At 71.5% G+C, this 19,877-nt stretch carries 14 protein-coding genes and 5 pseudogenes; 15 read left to right on the top strand and 4 right to left on the bottom strand.

The annotated features are described in order from the left end of the window. Nucleotides 1-80: 80 nt before the first annotated feature. Nucleotides 81-689 carry an LppU/SCO3897 family protein gene (locus ADK86_RS42785; RefSeq protein ID WP_107088641.1) on the bottom strand — a complete coding sequence of 203 codons (609 nt, stop codon included), beginning with the start codon at nt 687-689 and terminating at the stop codon, nt 81-83. A gap of 221 nt (nt 690-910) precedes the next feature. Here ADK86_RS42785 and ADK86_RS35310 point away from each other — a divergent pair, with 221 nt between their 5' ends. The 5 genes from ADK86_RS35310 (at nt 911) to thrS (ending at nt 7,784) form a co-directional block, all read left to right on the top strand. Continuing rightward, complete coding sequence (locus tag ADK86_RS35310) at nt 911-2,599, top strand: M48 family metallopeptidase (RefSeq protein WP_053700279.1); 1,689 nt, start codon at nt 911-913, stop codon at nt 2,597-2,599. 214 nt (nt 2,600-2,813) lie between these two features. Then, complete coding sequence (locus ADK86_RS35305; protein WP_053700367.1) at nt 2,814-3,860, top strand: DUF4034 domain-containing protein; 1,047 nt, start codon at nt 2,814-2,816, stop codon at nt 3,858-3,860. Nucleotides 3,861-3,930: 70 nt separating this feature from the next. Next, complete coding sequence (locus tag ADK86_RS35300; protein ID WP_053700278.1) at nt 3,931-4,857, top strand: DUF4190 domain-containing protein; 927 nt, start codon at nt 3,931-3,933, stop codon at nt 4,855-4,857. A gap of 129 nt (nt 4,858-4,986) precedes the next feature. Beyond that, nucleotides 4,987-6,324: a TolB family protein gene (locus ADK86_RS35295; protein ID WP_078952476.1), complete on the top strand. Its 1,338-nt coding sequence runs from the start codon at nt 4,987-4,989 to the stop codon at nt 6,322-6,324. A 224-nt stretch (nt 6,325-6,548) separates the two neighbouring features. Next, nucleotides 6,549-7,784, top strand: coding sequence for a threonine--tRNA ligase (thrS, locus tag ADK86_RS35290; protein WP_053700276.1), 1,236 nt, complete (start codon nt 6,549-6,551; stop codon nt 7,782-7,784). Nucleotides 7,785-7,813: 29 nt separating this feature from the next. Here the strand turns inward: thrS and ADK86_RS35285 are convergent, their stop codons facing one another. Next, nucleotides 7,814-8,494 (bottom strand): alpha/beta hydrolase, encoded by a 681-nt coding sequence (locus ADK86_RS35285; protein WP_053700275.1) that lies wholly within the window; start codon nt 8,492-8,494, stop codon nt 7,814-7,816. 86 nt (nt 8,495-8,580) lie between these two features. Between ADK86_RS35285 and ADK86_RS35280 the strand changes: the two are divergent. The 10 genes and pseudogenes from ADK86_RS35280 to ADK86_RS35245 form a co-directional block, all read left to right on the top strand. Then, a pseudogene (locus ADK86_RS35280) lies at nt 8,581-9,214 on the top strand (ABC transporter permease); the annotation flags it as partial. 41 nt (nt 9,215-9,255) lie between these two features. After that, nucleotides 9,256-9,620: pseudogene (locus tag ADK86_RS41795) on the top strand (transposase); the annotation flags it as partial. A gap of 228 nt (nt 9,621-9,848) precedes the next feature. After that, nucleotides 9,849-10,211 carry a hypothetical protein gene (locus tag ADK86_RS35275; RefSeq protein ID WP_053700273.1) on the top strand — a complete coding sequence of 121 codons (363 nt, stop codon included), beginning with the start codon at nt 9,849-9,851 and terminating at the stop codon, nt 10,209-10,211. 304 nt (nt 10,212-10,515) lie between these two features. Then, nucleotides 10,516-11,082: pseudogene (locus ADK86_RS41790) on the top strand (alpha/beta fold hydrolase); the annotation flags it as partial. 59 nt (nt 11,083-11,141) lie between these two features. Next, nucleotides 11,142-11,475 (top strand): annotated as a pseudogene (locus ADK86_RS35265) (TetR/AcrR family transcriptional regulator); the annotation flags it as partial. Nucleotides 11,476-11,650: 175 nt separating this feature from the next. Further along, a pseudogene (locus ADK86_RS45035) lies at nt 11,651-12,322 on the top strand (GMC family oxidoreductase N-terminal domain-containing protein); the annotation flags it as partial. Nucleotides 12,323-12,366: 44 nt separating this feature from the next. Next, on the top strand, nt 12,367-12,654 hold the full coding sequence (locus ADK86_RS45030) for a GMC family oxidoreductase N-terminal domain-containing protein (RefSeq protein ID WP_159394032.1): 288 nt from the start codon (nt 12,367-12,369) through the stop codon (nt 12,652-12,654). An 18-nt stretch (nt 12,655-12,672) separates the two neighbouring features. Beyond that, nucleotides 12,673-13,542: a GMC oxidoreductase gene (locus ADK86_RS41780; RefSeq protein ID WP_078952473.1), complete on the top strand. Its 870-nt coding sequence runs from the start codon at nt 12,673-12,675 to the stop codon at nt 13,540-13,542. A gap of 249 nt (nt 13,543-13,791) precedes the next feature. After that, complete coding sequence (locus tag ADK86_RS35250; protein WP_159394031.1) at nt 13,792-14,559, top strand: helix-turn-helix domain-containing protein; 768 nt, start codon at nt 13,792-13,794, stop codon at nt 14,557-14,559. Between the two features lie 346 nt (nt 14,560-14,905). After that, nucleotides 14,906-15,817, top strand: coding sequence for a glycoside hydrolase family 6 protein (locus ADK86_RS35245; protein ID WP_234346247.1), 912 nt, complete (start codon nt 14,906-14,908; stop codon nt 15,815-15,817). Here the strand turns inward: ADK86_RS35245 and ADK86_RS35240 are convergent. Further along, the gene (locus tag ADK86_RS35240; RefSeq protein WP_420718901.1) at nt 15,788-17,713 is read right to left on the bottom strand and encodes a galactose oxidase-like domain-containing protein; all 1,926 of its coding nucleotides are present in this window, start codon (nt 17,711-17,713) and stop codon (nt 15,788-15,790) included. The genes ADK86_RS35245 and ADK86_RS35240 overlap by 30 nt on opposite strands. Nucleotides 17,714-17,746: 33 nt before the next feature. Next, a complete protein-coding gene (locus ADK86_RS35235; RefSeq protein WP_053700267.1) occupies nt 17,747-19,576 on the bottom strand; it encodes a glycosyltransferase family 2 protein in 1,830 nt (609 codons plus the stop codon). Nucleotides 19,577-19,877 lie beyond the last annotated feature (301 nt).

Genomic DNA, 19,877 nt, shown 5'->3' with positions numbered 1-19,877 from the left:
GAGGTCGGCACCGAGGCTGGTATCGAGGTCGGAGTGGGCGTGCGGGGCCTTGTGTGTCGTCATGGCGTGAGCGTACGAGGTCACCGGTTGGCGTCGATGTGCGTCATGCACAGGCTCATGAGCTCCCGGTCGTACTTGTCGAACCTCCGGTAGTTGGCCTGTCCGGGCTCGCAGCCGGTCCCCGCGCCGACCTTGGCCACCTTGTACTTCGCCGCCGAATTCCCGCAGTCGATGATCTTGAGCTCCGGTTCCTGGTCCGTACCGCCCGTCTGCTGGAGGCAGTCGCCGACCTTCGCGGCCGTGACGCTCTGCGGGTCGGCCTTGGGCCGCTTCCGGCTCTCGGCGTTGTACTCGTCCTGGTGCATCACCACCCACGCGCCGATCCCACCGAAGATCAGCAGAACGATGAGCGCCCGCACGATGCCGGGGATACGCACCTGCCGCGGCGGCCGCCCACCGGGGCCGCCGTTGGGTGCCTGGCCGTACGGGGCCTGCGGGGCTTGCGGAGCCTGCGCATATGGGGCCTGCGGATACGGGGCTTGGGGGTACGGGGCCTGCGGATTCGGGGGCTGACCGTACGGCTGCTGGCCGTACGGCGCCTGACCGTACGGTGCCTGGCTCTGCGGCGGCTGCGCGGGGTGGCCGTACGGGGGGTAGCCGCCGTTCTGCGGTGGGGGAGGCGTGGACATGAAGGGTTCCCTCGTTGGGCGGAGACGTGCGTGCCGGGCACGCGGACCGGAAAGTGGATCACCGCAGACTAGCCCGCGGCCGTCCACGCCTTGGCATGGCCCTGGCATGCAGGGGGTCGCGCCCGGCCCGCCACCGATCCCGGAAAATGGTGCGTGCGCCCTTCAAATCGCACATATGATCCTCTCGCTCCGTTTTTCTGTTTGTGGGGGGACTCTGCCCTGTGGGCACATCTCTGCGCGCGCTGCGCGCACTGATCCTGCTGGCCGGTTTCTACGTGCTCGCCCTCGCCGTACTGGCCCTGCTCGCCGGCGCCGCCCTCGCGGCCTGGGTCTGGGTGCCGCCCGCGGCCGCGCTCACGGTCACCGTCCTCTGCGTCCTGCTGTGTCTCCCGGTCCTGCGCGGCGTCTTCACGCTCGGCGCGGCCGGCGGCGACAGCAAGCGCGGGAGCAGAAACGGCGTACCCGAGACCGAGGGGCTGGCCGTCACCGACGCCGAACAGCCCGAGCTGTGGCGCGCCGTCCGCTCGCTCGCCGAGCGCACCGGCACCCGCGCCCCCGACGCGATCCTCCTCACCGAAGAGGTCAACGCGGCCGTCCGCGAGGACGCCCGGCTGCTGGGCCTGCTGCCGGGACGGCGCCGCCTGTACCTCGGCGTGCCGTTGCTGATCGGCCTGACCGAACCGCAGCTGCACTCGGTGATCGCCCACGAGCTGGGCCATTACGGCAACGCGGACACCCGGCTCGCCGGCATCACCCTGCGCGGCCGGGACAGCGTGCTGCGTACGGTCGAGGGGTTCCAGGCGCCGCGGCGCAAGCTCAGGGACCGGGCGTGGGCGCGGCAGGGCCGGCCGGCCGGCGAGGCGGTGCGCGAGGGCCGGAGCATCGACCTGAGGGCCGGCGGCCGGACCGGGTTCGGTTACGGTTCCATGGCCCGGCCGTTCCAGGCGTACGCACGGTTCTATCTGCGCGCCACGAACAGCGTCGGCCGTGGGCAGGAACTCGCCGCCGACCGCGTGGCCGCCCGCGTCGCGGGCCGCGACGCCACCGCGTCGGCGCTGCGCGAGATCGCGGTGCTGGACGTCGTACACGACTTCTACCTGAACGAGTACGTCGCGCTGGGCGCCCGCGCGGCCCTGCTCCCGCCGCCCGGCGAGGTCTGCGGCGGCGTGCGGCACCTGCTCGCCGACCCGGAGCTGCGGTCGGACCTGGCAGAGTTGCGCGGCGAACCGGGACCGGGAAACGGGTCGCCGTACGACTCGCACCCGCCCGTGGCCGAGCGGATCCGGCTGATCGAAGCGCTGCCCGACGACGGCCGGGCGGCCGATCCGGCGCGTCCAGCGCTGGCGCTGCTGCGTGAACCCGGGCGGCTGCTGGTCGAGTTGGAGCGCGTCCTGCTCACGCCGGAGGCGTTGGCCATGGAACGGGCCGACTGGCCGGAGCTGATCCACCGGGCGACGCACGCGCTGGCGGAGGCGGACGCGGAGGCGCTGCGCACGGCGTTGTCGGAGGCGGATGCGAAGATGGTGCGTACACTCCCGATGGATGCCCGGGAGCCCGGAGACTCCGCGGCCGGTGCCGCACGGGACCTGGCGGCTCTGCTGGACGCCATCGACGCGGGGCGGCTGTGGCAGGTCGCGGACCACTTGCCCAAGTCGCCGGAGGCTGCGCGGGCGAGCGGCCGGGCGGCGCGGGAATTCCTGCGGCCGGCGCTCGCATGCGGGACGCGGTCGCTGGCCGAACTGGCCCTGGTGGAAGCGGCCGGTGCGCGCTGGACGCTCTCCTGGTCCACACCGCCACGGCTGTGGCTGCCGGAGGAGCGGGAGTTGACGGAACCGCTGGCGGCAGCCGTACGGGCGGCCCTCGCGGACGACCCGGACACGGCGCCGCTACGGGCCCTCCTCGCGAACTGAACTGCTACGGGTTCTTCGCCCACCGGCCCGGCGCGCCGACACCTGCGCGTACCAGCACGTCCACCCCGTCATGCGTCCACCCCGTCATGTGTCCACCCGCCGCACGTCCACCCCGCTGTGCGCGAACCCCCTGATTTTCGATCCACAAACCCACGAATCCACAAACCCACAAATCCACCAACTCCCGAACGGACCACCCCACTTCATGCACGGAATGATCCCCCTGACCATCCTCGTGGTCTCGCTCGTCGTCTGGCTGGTGAAGCGGAGACGTACGTCGAAGCTCGCCGCGGCGGCCGGTGCTGATCTGGTGCCGCGGGAGAAGCAGAACACGAACCGGTCCTTCCCGGACCCCGAAGCGGACGCCGTGGAAGCGGCCCTCGCCCGGGGCGAATGGCAGCCCGCCGCCCGGGCGATCGCCGCCGCGGGCACGGACTGGGAGCGCCGCTCCTACCTGGTGGGCATCGTCGCCGACCAGGCGGCCCGGGACGACGCCTGGCTGCGGGCCTGGCAGGCCGCGCGCCCGGACGACCCGGACGCGGCGGTCGTACGGGCCGCAGCGCAGGTGGCGTTGGCCTGGGAGATACGCACCGGGGCCTGGGCCGAGCACGTCACCGGCGAGCAGGCCGCCGGGTTCCTGCGGGTGCTGGGGGAGGCCCGGGAGGACTTCGAGCGGGCGCGGAAACTGGCCCTGCCGGGCGACCCCACGCCGTACCTGAAGGAAATCCCGCTCTACAAGGGCCTGAACGCCCCGCACGAGGCGATGCTCGCACTGTGGGACGAGGTCACGGCCCGCGCTCCGTACCACTACGAGGCCCACGCGGCGGCGCTCCAGTACTGGTGCGCGAAGTGGCACGGCTCCGCCGAGACGGCCCGGGACTTCGCGGGGCAGGCCGCGGCGTCGGCGCCGCCCGGCAGTCTGCTGACGGTCATCCGGCTGCTCGCCTGGTTCGAGCACCACCACGACGACGCGCCGTCCGAGGCGTTCGGCTGGCCGGAGGTCCGGGGCATGACCGACGCGGCGCTGGCGGATGTCGCGGCGGCGCGGCCGGACCACCCGAGGCTGGCGGAGGCCCGCCACCTGCTGGCGTACTTCCTGACCCGGCAGGAGCGGTACGAGGCGGCCATGATCCAGTTCCGGGACGTGGACGGCTACGTGGACGCGCTGCCGTGGCGCTACTTCGAGAATCCGGCGAAGGCGTTCTGCGGCATCCGGGACGCGGCGCTGCGGGGCGCGGTGAGCGGCCAGGGGGCGACCTGATCACGGCGCGAACAGAACGACTGGTAATGTCAACCGTTTGTCTTGATAGACCTGATATCGAGGACTGTGTATGAGTGTGTCCCCTCCGTCCGACGGCCATCAGTCCGGTGAGCCGGCGGCCGAGGCCCGCGACCCGTGGAGCCCGCCGCCGCCCGGACCGGCCCCGGACCAGGCCTCCGCACCCTGGACCCCGTACCCGGTGGATCCGCTGCTGGCGGCCCGGCCGCCGCGCAACGGCATGGGTATCACTTCCCTGGTCCTCGGCATCGTCAGCCTGGTGCTCGGCGTGTTCATCTTCCTGTTCTGGATGACCTGGCTGCCGGGCCTGCTGGCCGTGATCTTCGGCATCATCGGGATGCGCCGCGACCGCAAGGGCCTGGCGACGAACGGGTCGGTGGCGATGGTCGGCACGAGCCTGGGCGCCCTCGGCCTGGTGGTCTCGATCGCCTGCGGGGTCTTCGTCGCCATGGCGGCGAAGAAGGCCGTCGACGAGACGCGTGCGCACGTCAAGAAGGTGGAGGCGTCCGTGGAGGCGGAGCGGGAGAAGCTCCGGCAGGAGGAGGAGAAGGCCGAGCGGGAGGAGAAGGCCCGCCATCTGACGTTCGGCAAGACGTACATGTTCCCGGACGGGCTGAAGGTCACCGTCGCCGAGCCGGAACGGTTCGTTCCCGAAGGCGTGGCGGTCACGAATGTCAAGGGCAGAAAGCCGATCCAGGTGGCGGTCACGATCGTCAACACCGGCAGCCGGGACGTCGAATTGCACCCCGGGCTGCCCGACGTCAAGGACGCCAGGGGCACCAGGGCGGAGCTGGTGATCGACGGAAGCGGACGACAGAAGATCATCGACGGCAAGCTCCAGGCCGGCAAGACGATCGTGGGCAGGTACATGTTCTCGCTCCCGCCCGAGGCCGCCGACAAGGCGGAGGTCGGGTTCTGCCCTGATTTCTCGCGGGCCGATAACTCCTACTGGAGCGGTCCCCTCCACCTGGGAAGCTGACCCGGCCCCGGCCCGTACCGCACTGACCGGCACGGGCCGCGGCATGGCCGGTTCCGCCGTTGTCCGTGGTGCCGGCGTGCAGTTGGCTGTCGCTGTTGCGTCCGGTGTCCATGGGGCTGGGGAGGAAACATGCGGCGATGGACCACTGTCCTGGCAGTGCTGGCGGCGGCCTGTGTCACGACGCTGCCCGCCGCGTCCGCCCTCGGCGCGGACACCGGTACGGCCGGGGGAAGCGCGCGGCGGATCAGCGTCAGCGCCACCGGAGCCCAGGCCGACGGTGACTCCTCCGGCGCCGTGCTCAGCGCGAACGGACGCGTCGTCGTCTTCACCAGCCGGGCCCGCAACCTCGTACCGGATACGCCCGAGGGGACCGGCATCCAGCTGTACGCCAAGGACCTGCGCACCGGGCGGGTGGATCTCGTCAGCGCGAACCCGGACGGCTCGCCGGGATACGAACCCGGTTATGTGCACGCGGTGAGCGCCGACGGCCGGTACGTCGCCTTCGACTCGCCGTCGAACACCCTCGACCCCCACGACTCCGGCGACGGCATGGACGTCTTCCTCCGCGACCGCCGCACGGGCACCACCGAGCTGATCACCCGGCACGACGGCGACCCGGGCGCCGGGCGCAGCTTCCTGCCCTCGATCAGCGCCGACGGGCGCTACCTCGCCTTCACCTCGCTGCGCGACGACCTCGTGCCGGGGGACACCAACGGCCGGGCGGACGTCTTCGTCCGCGACCGGCAGCAGGGGACCACGCGGCGCGTCAGCGTCGCCAGTGACGGTACGCAGGCCGACGCGGCCTCCGACAACGCCGTCATCAGCGCCGACGGGCGGCAGGTGGCCTTCACGACCGAAGCGAAGAACCTGTTCCCCTGGCCCCGGCGCACGCCGGGCACCGCCAGGCCGCAGCCGCCGTACGTGTCGTTCGGCGTGCACGACCTGCGGACCGGCGGGACCAGGGCGGGCGCGTACAACCAGAACGGCATCCCGGCCCGCGTCCAGTACGGCCTGCACTTCTCGCCGGACGGCCGGTACCTCCTCTTCGACACCAGCGACGCGCTGCTGCCGGGCGACGAGTCCGGGTGGTGGGGCTTCTACTCCCGCGACCTGCGCACGGGCGCGTACGCACGGCTGGCCGCGCGGCCGGACGGCGGCCGCCCGACGGGCAGCGTCACCGGCGCCGGCCTCAGCGCCGACAACCGGACCGCCTTCTTCACCACCAACGCCCCCGACCTGGTACCGGACGACACCAACGGCACCTGGGACGTGTTCGCCCGCGACCTGCACACCGGCGAGGTCACCCGGCTCGGCTCGACCCCGGACGGCGGACCGCCCGCCGAGGGCTCCTACGGGGTGTCGCCCGACCGCCGCGGCCGGCTGGTGGCCTTCACCAGCGCCAGCGCCGACCTGGTGCCGGGCGACACCAACGGGGCGACGGACATCTTCGTACGGCGACTGCGCTGACGACCGCCCCGCGTCCGGGCGCGGCGGACCACGGCGGTCGCGGAAAAACCCGTACCGCGCGAATCGGCCCGCCTGCTACGGTCGCCCGCATGAAGCGCGCCGGAATGACGACGACGCCGGACACGGTCCCGGCGCGCTGACACCTGATCCAGCCGAAGCCCCGGGGCGAGTGCCCCGGGGCTTCGCCGTTCGGTCACTCGCCCACCGCACGCGAGGAGACCACCATGTACGACCACCGCAGACTGGGCCGCGAACTCGGCCTGTTCGGCAGCGACCCGCTGATCGGCTCCGGACTGCCGTACTGGCTGCCCGACGGCGCGACCGTACGGCACACCCTGGAGGAATACGTCCGCGACGTCGAACGCCGGGCGGGCTACCAGCACGTGTACTCGCCGGTGCTCGGCAAACGCGAGCTGTACGAGCTGTCCGGCCACTGGTCGCACTACAACGAGGACATGTTCCCCCCGATGGACCTCGGCGGCGAACAGGTCGTGCTGCGCCCCAGCCTGTGCCCGCACCACGCGGTGATCTACCGCTCCCGGGCCCACAGCTACCGCGAACTTCCCCTGCGGATGGCCGAACTGGGCGGCATGTACCGGGCCGAGCTGTCCGGGGTGCTCGGCGGGCTGAGCCGCGTACGGGCGATCCAGCTCAACGACGCGCACATCTTCTGCACCCTGGACCAGGCGGCCGACGAGGCGCGGGCCGCCCTCGGCATGATCCGGCGGGCGTACGAGGCGCTCGGCATCCGGCCGTCCCGCTACCGGCTCTCGCTGCCGGGCCCGGGCGGCAAATACGTCGCAGCGCCCGCAATGTGGGAGCGGTCCACCGCCCTGCTCACCGAGGTCCTCGACCGCTCCGGACTGTCCTACGAGGAGGGCGAGGGGGAGGCGGCGTTCTACGGGCCGAAGATCGACGTCCAGGTCGCCGACAGCGCCGGACGGGAGTCCACCCTGTCCACCGTCCAGATCGACTTCCACCAGCCCGAGCGGTTCGACCTGCACTACATCGGACCCGACGGCGCCCGGCACCGCCCGGTCATGGTCCACCGCAGCATCATCGGCAGCGTGGAGCGCGCCGTTGCCCACCTCATCGAGGAGCACGGCGGCGCCTTCCCCGCCTGGCTCGCACCCACCCAGCTGGTGATCCTGCCGATCTCCGACAGCGAGGTGGCCGCTGCCGAGGCCGTCGCCGAGCGCTGCACCCGCCTCGGGCTGCGCGCCCGGCTCGTCGGGCCGGAACGCGGCAGCCTGGGCGCCCGCATCCGGGAGGACCGCCGCGTTCCGTACCAAGCCGTCATCGGCGCCAAGGAGGCCGCCGACGGCCACGTGGCCCTGCGCCTGCGCGACGGGCGCCGGCTCGACCCGCGACCCGTCGACGCAGCGCTGCGCCGGATCGGAGCTCTGGTGGACGCGCACCGCACCGAACTGTGGGAGTGCGGCGAAGTGGACATCTGGTAGGGCGAGTTCCGGGCAGGCGAGAAAGGGTGCTACCGCTCCGCCCGCGAGGGGCAGGTCTCGTCGGCGGGCGGCAGAGTGCCGGTGGCCAGGTAACGGTTGACCTTGGCGTCCACGCAGGCGTTGCCGTACTCGCCGTAGAGCCCGTGGCGGTTGGTGCCCTTGACGGTGAGCAGCGGGGAGCCGGACAGCAGGCCGTGCAGCGCGACGCTGCTGCGGTACGTGGTGCGCGGGTCGCCGGTGGCGGCCACGATCAGCGCGGGCGCGCCGTGCCGCACCTGGGTGGGCCGCTCGCGCGGCCGGCCCCAGAAGGAGCACACACCGATGTTGTCGACCAGCGGGCCGAACAGCGGCTGCTCGGCGCGGCTGCACCGGACGTCCTCCCAGTATCGCTCCGGGTCGCGCGGGGCCGGCTTGTCCCCGCAGAGGACCGCGGCCTGCGCCCCGGTGCACTCGTCGTCGCCCGTCACCAGGGGCCGCAGTACGGAGACGAACCGCGGTGACACGCGCGTCGGCTCTCCGGCCGCCGCTTTGGCGAGCACGGCGATGAACTCGCCGAACTCCGCCCGCGCCTGATCGGTGTCGTCGGAGACCCCTTGGAGGAACACGAACGGCACCTGCGTATCGTCGATACGGTAGCGATCCGGCGCGGTGCCGAGGGCCAGCGGGTAACGGGCGGTCGCCGTGACGATCCGGCCGAGGGCGGCGAGCACCTCGGCGCGGGTAGGGCCGAGACCGTAGGTGCCGTGACGGTGCGCAGCCCAGTCGGCCCAGTCGGCTAGCGCCCGCTCGTTCTCCCGCCGGTGTGTACGAGGGCAACAAGATGCTCCACGGAATCATGCTCGACACCTCTGTGCTGGCCCCGCACCAGAAGCACCCCACCGACATACAGGCGTTGGTCAAGACCAAGGACAGCGCGACCGACGCCGCCAAGGACGCCCTGGTCAAGACCCTCGGCAAGAACCCGGCGCTCTCCGTCCAGGACATGAAGGACGTGTCCGAGGAGATCGAATCAGGGGTCAACCTGATACTGAACATGCTCTACGGGCTGCTCGCCATGGCCGTGGTCGTCGCGGTGCTCGGCGTGGTCAACACCCTGGCGATGTCGGTGGTCGAGCGGTCCCAGGAGACCGGCATGCTGCGGGCGATCGGCCTGGACCGGGTGGGCATCAAACAGATGGTGCGCCTGGAGTCGCTGGTGATCGCGCTGTTCGGCGGGGTCCTCGGCATCGGCCTGGGCGTCTTCTTCGGCTGGGCGGCCGGTGAGCTGATCGGCTCCTTGATGGCCACGTACGAGCTGGTGCTGCCGTGGGGCCGGCTGGGCGTCTTCCGTCTTCCTGGCGCTCGCCGCGGTGGTCGGCATGCTGGCCGCGCTGTGGCCGGCCCGGCGGGCCGCGAAGCTGAACATGCTGGCGGCGATCAAGGCCGAATAGCGGCCGACGCGTGGAGGAACCCTGGTGGCGGTCCGCACTGACTGGGCATCTCCGCAGCCAACACGCACGACAGCCTGGGCCTGCAGCCGCTGGTGCGTGGCATTCCGCCTATCCGTTCCCACCGCGGGTCTCGACGCCGACGGCCGGCCAAGCTGCATGCCGACAAGGGCTACGACTACCCTCACCTGCGAAGGTGGCTTGGCGAGCGGGGCATCCGTCACCGCATCGCCCGCCAGGGCGTCGAGTCTCCACAGCGGCTGGGCCGTCACCGTTGGGTGGTCGAGAGAACCGTGTCCTGGCCGGCTGCCGCCGCCTGCACCGCCGTTACGAGCGCAAGGCCGAGCACTTCCTTGCCTTCGTCGGCATCGCTGCGGCACTCAACAGCTATCGCAAGCTCACCAACTGAAACAACGTCTAAACGGGGCCCGCATGAAGAAAGCTCCCTGCACCGTCGGCCAACTACCGATTTTCCCCAGCAAAAGCCCTCTCGGACGTGCCGCCATCCCTCTGACCTGCGGGCTTTTCGCGCTTGCTGTCCGACTGCCTGAACCGCGGAACCAAGTAAAGACTTATACCCACGGCCCTTCCTTCCTATATTTGGGGCCACCAATCCAGCCCCTCAGAGGAATGTGACATGAGGAAGAACATCGGTGAGCTGGCGACTCAGTGTCTGCGGCACCTGGAAGCGTATGACTTCGGCGAAGTACGGGCCATGTGCGCGGAAACGGCCACCGTATGGCACAACGACGGCAAGGGCGACCAGACGATCGACGAAAAACTGGAACTGCTCACGTCCCTCGTCGGCACGGTCGCCTCGCTGCGGTTCGACGTAACACGCCAATTCCAAAGCGCGAACGAGGTGCTTCAGCAACACGTTCTCCGCCTGGCCGGGTCCGACGGGGCGCGCAGTGAAATCCACACCGCGATGTACGTCCGGTTCGACGGATATCTCATCGACCGGATGGAGGAGTATTCCTATGAGGTGGGGCCGGCATGACGGACGGCAGGGTCCCGGTGCCGGGGGGCGGTGGCGAGGTGTGGTACCGCAGAACGGGCAGCGGAGGTGCGCCGTTGCTGGTCGTCCACGGGCGGACCGGGTTACCCGAGCGACCCGCTGTTCGACGTCTTCGCCCCACTCGCCCAAGGACGCGAAGTCATCTGGTACGACCAGTTCGGCGTAGGGCGTTCGGACCCGGTCGACGACATCGCGCTGCTGACGGTGGACCGCTTTCTCGACGAACTGGGCGCGGTCTGCGAGGGGCTCGGCCTGGAACGCCCCCACGTCTACGGCCCACTCCTGGGGAGCGATGCTCGGCCTGCAGTACGCCGCGGAGCGGGCGCCGGAATGGACCAGCCTGGTTTGCGCCAATGGCCTGGCGAGCGTGCCCCGGTTCGAGCAGGAGGTCCGGGACCTGATGGCGAAACTGCCGGGCAACGTACTCGACCGCACCTACGGCCGGGAGCTGAGAGGCGAGACGGGCGACCCTGATTACCGGGAGGCCCAAGAGGAGTATCTGCGCGCGTGCGTGCTGCGCACCTCTTCCGTGAGCCTGGACCCGGAACTCATGAGCTTGACGACGTTCCGGACCATGATCGGGCACGCGGACTACCATGTGACCGGCATTCTCAAGGACTGGGACATCTACGACACACTGGACCGGATCCGTGTCCCTGCACTGGTTCTCGGTGGCGATTTCGATGAATGCGTACCCGCCCATCTCGCCGACATCGCCGCAAGAATTCCGGATTCCGAGCATGTGACGCGGCCCGGCGCCGCCCATATGGGGTTTCTGGAGAAGGAACCCCTTCGAGAGGCGTACGTCTGCCTCATTCAGGACTACCTGGCACGCGTCGAAGCACGCGCGTAGCCGAACGAATCTGCCGAGCGGGCGGAACACCCGAGGAGCCGGACGCCGCGCACAGCGCCCTGCCCCCGCACCGCACCGAACTGCCGCCTCGCAAGCACATCCTCGACGCTGCGCAAGAGCTCTTCCGGAGCGAGGGGGCCGGCGGGCGGGTGTCCAGACGATCGCCGAGCCGGCCCAGACCACCAAAATGGCGACCTACCGGCACTTCGGGACCAAGGACGCGCTGGTCGCGGAGTGGCTGCGCATCGTCGCCGCGGACCAGGCGGCCTTCGACCGGGCCGAGGCCGAACACCCCGGCGCCGCCCCAGAGAGCAGATCCTTGCCCCGGCTCGCTTCATCGCCGCGGGACTGCCGGCAATCTCAAGCGCAGCTCAGCGCCCAGAACGCAAGCACCGACCAAGCGAGAGACCACCGGATGACAAGCGTCGAGGGGACCCTGGCGCAGCACCACGCCTTCCTCGACGCATCCCAGGCAACCACCGGCTGACGGCCCCGCCCCCTTCAACGATCAGCCGCGAAACGGGTATGGCGGAGACCCGTCAATCGTTCCGTACCCGACTCCAAGGAGATGACGAGCATGAGCAACTCGCCCGGACAGGGCGACCCCACGGCTGCCGCACTGCCTCCCCGGGCCGGACTCGCCGACCGGATCGACGACGGCGCCGCCTTCGACTACATCGTGTGCGGCGCCGGTTCGGCCGGGTCCGTTCTGGCTGGCCGGCTCGCGGCTGACCCGGCGGTCACGGTGCTGCTCGTCGAGAGCGGCGGCGACGACGATGACGAGCGCGTGCGCAACCCCGACCTGTGGCCCGCCAACCTCGGCACCGAGCGGACCTGGGACCACGTCACAGAGGCGAACCCGCACCTGAACGGGCGCCGGCTCGCCTACGCGACGGGCCGCGGTCTGGGCGGGGGAAGCTCCATCAACGCCGGCGTATGGGCGCGCGGGCACCAAAGCGACTGGGATTCCTACGCCGAGTTGACGGGCGATCCCGCGTGGGGCTACGCGCACGTACTGGAGCTCTACCGGAAGATCGAGGACTGGCAGGGCGCGCCCGACCCCGAACGCCGGGGCAGCGGTGGGCCGATGCGGATCCAGTCGGCGCAGGACGTGCACCCGCTGTTCACCGCCTTCCTCGACGGCGCCGAAGCCACCGGTGTCCCCCGTTTCGACAGCGCCAACGGCGCCCTGATGAGGAAGGACGCCGGCTGCGCCGTACGGGAGGAGAACTACCACGCGGGAGTACGGCAGACGCCCTTCCACCGCTACGTCGCCCCCCCCGCTTGGAGCAGCCCAACCTCACGGTCCTGCCGCACGCGACGGTCTCCCGTGTCCTGCTCCGCGGAGGCCGGGCCACCGGCGTGGAGATCGTCCACGACGGCAAGCCGGTGTGCGCGCACGCAGCACAGGAGGTGGTGCTGTCGCTGGGCGCGATCGGTACCCCGGCCGTCCTGATGCGGTCCGGGATCGGGGACGAGACCGAACTGCGCTCCGCCGGCGTCCCGGTGGCCCGGCACCTGCCCGGCGTCGGCCGCAACCTCGACGACCACATACGCCTGCCCTGCATGTGAGAAGCCGCCGACGTACCGATGCCGGTGCCCACGCGCAGCCAGGCCGTCTGCTTCTGGGGCGGCGACACACGGCCGGGAGCACCGGAGTACGTCATGTACCTCTCGCCAGCTCCGTCGGTCTCCGCCGAGAGCGCGGCCCAGTACCCGCCGCCCAAACGGTGTTTCACCCTGATGCCCGCCATGCGCCTGCGCCACGGCAGCCGCGGCCGGGTCCGCCTGGCGAGCCCGGACCCGCTGGCTGGGCCGCGCATCGAGACGAACTTCTTCGCCGATCCCGGCGATGTCCGCTCGGCCCTGTCCGCGGTCGCCATGGCCCGCGAGGTCGGCAACTCCGCCGCGCTCCGCCCGTTCGCCAAACGGGAGGTGCCCCCCGCGTCCTGCGATGCGGACACCCTCGACCTGTTCCTGCGCAACGCCGTCGAGACGTACTGGCACCAGAGCAGCACGGCCGGGATGGGCCGGGACGCGGACGCCGTCGTGGACGCCCGGCTCAGGGTGTACGGCATCGACGGCCTCCGCGTCGCCGACGTCTCGGTGCTGCCCCATGTGACGGTCGCCAACACGATGGCCCCCCATGATGGTCGGCGAACGGGCCGTAGAAATGATCCCAGCCGACCAGGGCTGACCACGGTCGCGGAGCCCGGTCGCACACGGCAATCGCAGCGTGTGTTTGCGGTACCAAGGCGCCGGCACCTGAAACCCGTCCTTCCCCGGCGCCGCCGTGATAGGCGGCTGGCTCTCGCGCGTCTTCCCGGAACCAGGGCGTGGCGGGACGGTAGCGGTATGGCGCAGGACTTGAGGGAGCTGTACTGCGCGACCTGCCGGTGCGCTCGCAGTACGCAGCGATCAGCATGGCCATCATGTGCATGGTGTCCGCAGCGTCCGTGACACGGTACAGCGTCATCCGCTTCCAGGAGTGCATCTGGTCGGGTTCGCCGTACCGCAGCACGTCGCGACAGTTGTCGACCGCCTCGGAGCCCAACTGGTGAACCGCCCGCCGCAGCGGCTCGGGCATCGGGGCGCGTTCCATGGCCGCACGCCATGGCGCACCCTGACCGTACGGGAGCGGCAGGCCGACCGACGGCCCGCAGGTGGCTCGGCTGCCGCAACACCCGATCTGCTCGTACGCTGCCGCGCATGGCACGCACCTGGACCAGACTGCACGAGCACCTCGGGTGCCCGCCTGGACCGCTCACCTTCGACATGATCCGGCGGGCCGCGGAGGACCGGCTGCAGGAGACCGACGACCTGGACTGGAAGGAGCACCTTCCGCAGCCGCCGAGGGACGGGCAGTGGAACGAGCTCGCCAAGGACATCAGCGCCATGGCCAACGCCCGCGGCGGCCTGCTGGTCTTCGGGATGCGGGACAAGACGATCGAACTGGTGGGCATCGACCCGGAGGCGGCCCACCTTCAGCAGTACCACCAGTGGGTCCGCAACCACGTCCAGCCCTACCTGCCCGACCTCGACATGTACTTCCGGGCCGACGACACCACGACCGTGCTGGTGGTCGACGTACCGGCCAGCGAGATGGCACCGCACTTCGTCTACGGCACCGCCACGAAGGACAAGGAACAGAAGGCGGCCGTCGTCCCGTACCGGGATACGGACCACACCGCCTGGATGGCGGAGCACCAGATCGAACGCGCCTACCGCGACCGCTTCACCCACGCTGCGCGGGCCGAACAGGACGCCAGCAGCACGTCGACTTCACCCCCGGACCTCACCGCCAGGCCACGGTCCCGGCGGCGTGGTTCATCGTCGTCTGTCGGCCGTACCGGCGCCTGCCCGACAGCGCGCCGGCTCTCACCCGCGATTCGGCACGCGAGGTACTGCAGTCCGCCAAGACCAGATCCGCCGCCCTGCGCAACGGGCCCGTCGTACCAGGGCCGCTGGGTGGGCTGATGCCCGACACGCTCGGCAACCCCCGGCCGGGCCTGGATTCCGGCCGTTCGGCCTAGCGGCCCTGCCGTCGGCCGTGCTCTCGGTCAGGGTGGGGCTGAGGGGCAGCCGAGTCGGGGTGACGAGGGATGGCAGGGATATGGCCAGATGGAAAGGGATGCGGCGGCGGGGCCGGGGCCGGTCCGGGGTCCGCCTGGTGGTCGTGGGGGCGCTCTTGATGTGTGGGGGATGGATTGGCGGGTCGGCGCTGCCTGCGGCGCCGTGGCAGGGAGGGCTGTGGGTCGACCCGGACAATGCTGCGCGCCGGGCTCTGGACGGCGTTGCAGGCGGGGATGGGGCGGAGCGGGCTGTGCTGCGATGGCTGGCCGGGCAGCCGGTCGCGGTCTGGCTGACGCAAGGGGACCCGTTGCCGCGGGCCCGGGAGGTCAGTATGGCGGCCGAAGCCGTGGGGCGGGTGCCGGTGCTGGTGGCCTACCACATTCCGGGGCGGGACTGCGGCCAGCACTCGGCCGGGGGCGCTGCGGATGCGGCCGGGTACCGATGGTGGGTCGCCCGCCTGGCGGCGGGCCTGGGCGACCGGCGGGCGGTGGTGATCCTGGAGCCCGACGCGGTGGCGCAGGCCCTGACCGGTTGCGCGCCTGCGCAACTGCGGCAGCGGCTGCTCGCTGAGGCGGTGGATACGCTCCAGCGCGGCCCCGGGGTGCGGGTGTATCTGGATGCGGGCAATCCCGGCTGGGTCCGTGACGCCGGTCGGCTGGCCGCCGCGCTGGCCGCTGCGGGTGGGCGGCGGGCCGACGGGTTCGCGTTGAACGTCGCCAGTTTTCACACCACCCAGACCACGGTGGCGTACGGCGAAGAGATCTCCCGGGCGCTGGGCGGGGCGCACTTTGTGATCGACACCAGCCGTAACGGCAACGGCCCGCCGCCGGCGGTGGCGGGCGCGGGCCCGAACGGCGGTGAGGCGTGGTGCAATCCACCGGGCCGGGCGCTGGGGCGGCTGCCCACCGCGTCAACGGGGCACCCCCGCCTGGATGCCTATTTGTGGGTCAAGGTTCCGGGGGAGTCGGACGGCACCTGCCGGGGCGGGCCGCCGGCGGGCCGGTGGTGGATGCCGTACGCCGTGGCTCTGGCGCGCGCTGTGCCGGGGCGGGAGACGGCGCGGTCCGCGCACGCCGGGGCTGGGCCGGCTGGTGCCCGGGGCGGGACGGCGCCGGGTGGCGGTGTCGGGTCTCTACACCACCTGCAGCCAGCGGGCCGGTGATGGAGTACCGCGGGCGTCGGTGACGGTGAGCATGTACCAGCCGCTCGGGACCAGACCGGGGGAGCGGGGCACACTCACGCGCAGGCGGGTGCCCTGCCGGGCGATGTCCAGGGCGATGGAGCGCTGTTCGATGTCGGTGGTGTGGGTGACGGCGCTGGGACGCATCAGGCGGGCCGTACGGATGGCGGTGGCCGACTTGAGGGTGAAGGTGGCGTCGGCGCCGCGCGCGATGCGGGAGACACCGCCCAGCAGGCGGGGGCGATCGGTGCGGTGGAGGTAGGGCGGGGAGTAGACCTCGATGCGCTGTTCGAAGGAGCCGGCGCGGGTGTTGGCCGCGTCGGCGAACAGGGGATCGGATCCGAAGGTGGCGATCCGGCCGTCGGGCAGCAACAGGGCCGCGGCGTGGTAGTTGCGGCCGATGGTGGGGTCGGCGGCCGGGCGGAAGACGTTGCGGGCCGGGTCGTAGAACTGGGCGGTGTGGTGGTCGCTGGCGCCCTTGCCGCGGTAGTCGCCCGATCCGCCGGTGGTGAAGAGCTGGTCGTCGGGGGTGAGCACGGCGTTCAGGTAGCGGGTGCCGCGGCCGAGGCTGGGGCCGGTGCGGTAGCGGGGGGCGGGGCGGGTCAGGTCGGCGATGGCGGTGCGCCCGGTGGACAGGGGGGACTCGCCGGCCCCGCCGCCGCCCAGAATCATGACGCGCTGTTGCTGGGCGGGCGGCAGGAGGACCGTGGCGGCGGTCTCGCTGCGGTCGGCCTGGGCCAGTGCGGGCACGGGCCGGAAGGTGTTGGTGCGTACGTCCCAGAGCCCGGGCCGGCGGCCGCGGTCGGCGGGTCCGTAGCCGGAGCTGGCGCCGGAGTAGAACAGCTGGCCGTCGGCGGTCAGGAACAGGGCGGGGTAGGTGGGGAAGTATCGGGTGGGTCCGGTGGCCCAGGTGCGGGTGGCGGGGCGGTAGATCTCGTTGTGGCCGTTGATGATCTGTCCCATGTCGTCCAGACCGGAGGCGGCCAGGACAGTGCCGTCGGCCAGGGGGGCCAGGGTCGGATACCAGCGGGCCCGGGCCATGGGGGCGGTGGGCAGGTAGCGTTCGGCGACCGGGTCGAATTCGTAGGCGTGGCGGATGCCCTGGAAGTCTTTTTTGTCCAGGGCGAGTTTGCTGGCGGTGCCATAGTGGTTGCGGGCATCGGCACCGGTGAGCCCGTCGATGGTGTAGCGGGCGGCGGTGTGCGTGGCGCCCTGGGGGCCGGGCCGGTCGGCCTCCACGTATACCGGGGTGCGGCTGGCGCTGATCTGCACCCGCTGGCTCCCGGCGGCGGTCGTCTTGCGGGCCCGGGGCAGTACGACGGCGCTTTGGGAGCGGTAGGTCTTGCCGGCCGGTGAGCGAAAGACGGTGCCGGCGGGCAGGGTTTTCGGGGCGTCGGGGTACTCATTGGCGACGATCATGGTGCCGCCGGCGCGGTGGACGTCGCCTTCGAGCTTTTCGTAGCGGGCGGTGCCGCCGGCCACCAGCAGCCGCCCGCCGGGCAGTTGGGCGTGCCCGGAGCAGAACAGGTCCCGGGGCGTGGGTACCTCGGTGAAGGTGTTCGTGGCCGGGTCCCACAGCACACTGCGGAAGGTTTTGGCGGCGAACTGCTTGGCGTCGTTGCCGGAGCCGGCGAGCAGCAGCACCTTGCCGGTGTGCAGCAGCGCGGCGTGGATGGTGTTGATGCGCTGGCGCTCGGGGATCTCGACGCTTTCCCAGCGTCCGTAGCGGGCCAGGTACTCCGGACGGCTGATGGTGTACTGGTGGTAGGCGCGGGTGGCGAAGCCGTAGACGGCCGGGGCGTTCAGGCCCGCCAGCGCCAGCAGGGCGGCCATACCGTAGGCGCTCTTGCGGGAGCGGATGCGGGAACGACGGGGCACAAGCAAGTCCTTTCGGGTGGCGCGGGCCGTGGGTTAGGGCGGGGCGGGCACCGTGGCCGCCGCAGCCGCAGCCGGGTGCGGCGGAACGCTGCGATCCGGCCCGGCCGCGGCGGCGCGGGCGCCCAGACGCCACAGCAGGGGCGGGGCCAGGGCGATGACGAGCGCCAGTGCGGCCCACAGGCACATGGCGATGTGCAGATGGCCGAGCAGCGGCGCGGCGAGCAGGCAGCCGGCGAACAGCGACGCCCAGCCCAGGTGGGTGGCGAAGGTGCGCCAGGTGTCGGGGCTGGCGGTCTCTCCCTTGGCGGTGACCACGAAGCCGGCCTTGCGCCGCAGCAGGGCCGCGGTCAGGGAGCGCGCGTACAGCGGGGCGGCCAGCGCCGACAGCGCCATCCCGGCCGCGCCCGAGGAGCCCTGCGGCTCGTGCGGGCTGACGTTGTGCCGACGGTTCCACAGATACAGGCCGATCTGCAGGGCCGCCGCATCGCTGTAGAGCATCAGCCACACCTGCGTCTCGATGTGCAGGCCGGAGGCCCCCAGTCCCAAAAACAGCAGGCACGACAGGCCGCCGAGAGCCCAGTTGACGGCCGTCAGCGGGTAGTAGGCGATCATCAGCGCGTAGTTGAGGACGCGTCCGGGCGCCAGCGACCGCACGGCGCGCGGGAACTGGCGGCCCAGCGTCTCGTAGGTGCCCCGGCTCCAGCGCAGCTGCTGGTTGAAGAAGTCGCTCCAGGTGGCCGGTCCCTCGCCGACCGCCAGGACGTCGGGGGTGTACACCGAGCGCCACCGCTGTCCGGTGGCCGGGTTGCGGTGCCGGTGGATCTCCATGCCGGTGGCCATGTCCTCGGTTATCGAGTCGTACAGCCCGCCGACCTGCTTCAGCGCGCCGATGCGCACGCAGTTGTTGGTGCCCACGAACATCGGGGCCCGGTAGGCGTTGCCGGCTCGCTGTATCAGGGCATGGAAGAGGAACTGCTGGCTCTCGCACGCCCGGGCGAGCGCGCTGGTGCAGTTGCCGTAGACCTGGGGGCCGACGACGAAGGCGACGTCCGGGTCACGGAAGTAGCCCAGCATCCGCTCCAGGAACTCCGGCAGCGGCACGTGATCGGTGTCCACCCCGGCCATGAAGTCGTAGGCGTGCCCGTGCCGGTCCAGCCAGGCGTTGTAGTTGCCGTGCTTGGTGCGGGCGCGAAACGGCCCCGAGGGCTGGTTCCAGTGCACGACGTTCTTCCGGGAGAAGTGGCGCACCCCCAGTTCGCGGCACAGCTGCCGCGCCGCACGGGTGTTGCCTTCGTCCAGCAGCCACACATCCACCCGCCCCCGGTGGCGTACCGCCCGCGCTCCCTGCAGCGTGGCCCGGACCATGGCCAGGGGCTCCTTGCCGGGCACGAAACTGGTCAGCAGCGCCACCCGGGAGCCCGGCGCAGCCACCACCGGTATGGGATCGCGCGCCATCAAGGTGGCATGCGCATTGGAGGCCACGTTGACCAGGCGGAAACCTTCCAGCAGCCCCAGGGATATGAGCATGACCAGGTCCGCGGCCCGCTCCCAGGCGCTCACCCCCGGGCGGTGCACCCAGTGCTGCGGCTGCATCAGCCACACCAGCAGACCCAGCGAGACCAGCGGTGCGCCGGCCAGCAGCAGCGCGGTGCGCACCCGGTGCCTCCCGGCGCCCAGCAGACTGCGGTAGCGCACCCGGTAGGGGACGCCGGCCATATCCGGGCCGGGCTCGGTCAGCGGGCCTGCCAGCCGGCTGAACCGCGCGTAGTCGTAACGACCGGCCCCGGCCTCCTGGCCCGGGTCGGCCGCCGCGGCCGGAGGCGGCGGGCGGCGGGCGCGCCGCCGAGCGCTGCTGTGCGTCATGGCTACGATCCCCGCGTTGTTCGGTCTGCCGGCCTCACGAAAGGATGAATCCGACAATAAGGAAAAAGGTAGCAAGGGCGGGGAGGCGGGGCCTCTCGGTGACCAGCAGGGCTTCCGCCATCCGAGCGGCGAACGCCAAGGGCAGGCGCCGGACGGCGGCTGGCCAACGCGGTGCAGCTGCGACAGGGCAGCGCACCGGTGACCGAGGGCTTGCGGCATCGGCCATCCGTGCCAGTGGGCCAGGTCCGGTGCGGGCCCGGCCACAGGCGGGTATCGCCGCCCGGCGCCAGGAGGCCGTGCG

Origin of the sequence: Streptomyces sp. NRRL F-5755 (assembly GCF_001279365.1) — a bacterium.
GTDB lineage: Bacteria > Actinomycetota > Actinomycetes > Streptomycetales > Streptomycetaceae > Streptomyces > Streptomyces rimosus.
This window is presented reverse-complemented; position numbering and strand designations above follow the sequence as displayed.

Bases quoted from the DNA above. Each gene is read 5' to 3' on its own strand.
- ADK86_RS42785 (WP_107088641.1), bottom strand. From the start codon at position 689: ATGTCCACGCCTCCCCCACCGCAGAACGGCGGCTACCCCCCGTACGGC.
- ADK86_RS35305 (WP_053700367.1), top strand. From the start codon at position 2,814: ATGATCCCCCTGACCATCCTCGTGGTCTCGCTCGTCGTCTGGCTGGTG.
- ADK86_RS35300 (WP_053700278.1), top strand. From the start codon at position 3,931: ATGAGTGTGTCCCCTCCGTCCGACGGCCATCAGTCCGGTGAGCCGGCG.
- ADK86_RS35295 (WP_078952476.1), top strand. From the start codon at position 4,987: ATGCGGCGATGGACCACTGTCCTGGCAGTGCTGGCGGCGGCCTGTGTC.
- thrS (WP_053700276.1), top strand. From the start codon at position 6,549: ATGTACGACCACCGCAGACTGGGCCGCGAACTCGGCCTGTTCGGCAGC.
- ADK86_RS35275 (WP_053700273.1), top strand. From the start codon at position 9,849: ATGAGGAAGAACATCGGTGAGCTGGCGACTCAGTGTCTGCGGCACCTG.
- ADK86_RS41780 (WP_078952473.1), top strand. From the start codon at position 12,673: ATGCCGGTGCCCACGCGCAGCCAGGCCGTCTGCTTCTGGGGCGGCGAC.
- ADK86_RS35250 (WP_159394031.1), top strand. From the start codon at position 13,792: ATGGCACGCACCTGGACCAGACTGCACGAGCACCTCGGGTGCCCGCCT.
- ADK86_RS35235 (WP_053700267.1), bottom strand. From the start codon at position 19,576: ATGACGCACAGCAGCGCTCGGCGGCGCGCCCGCCGCCCGCCGCCTCCG.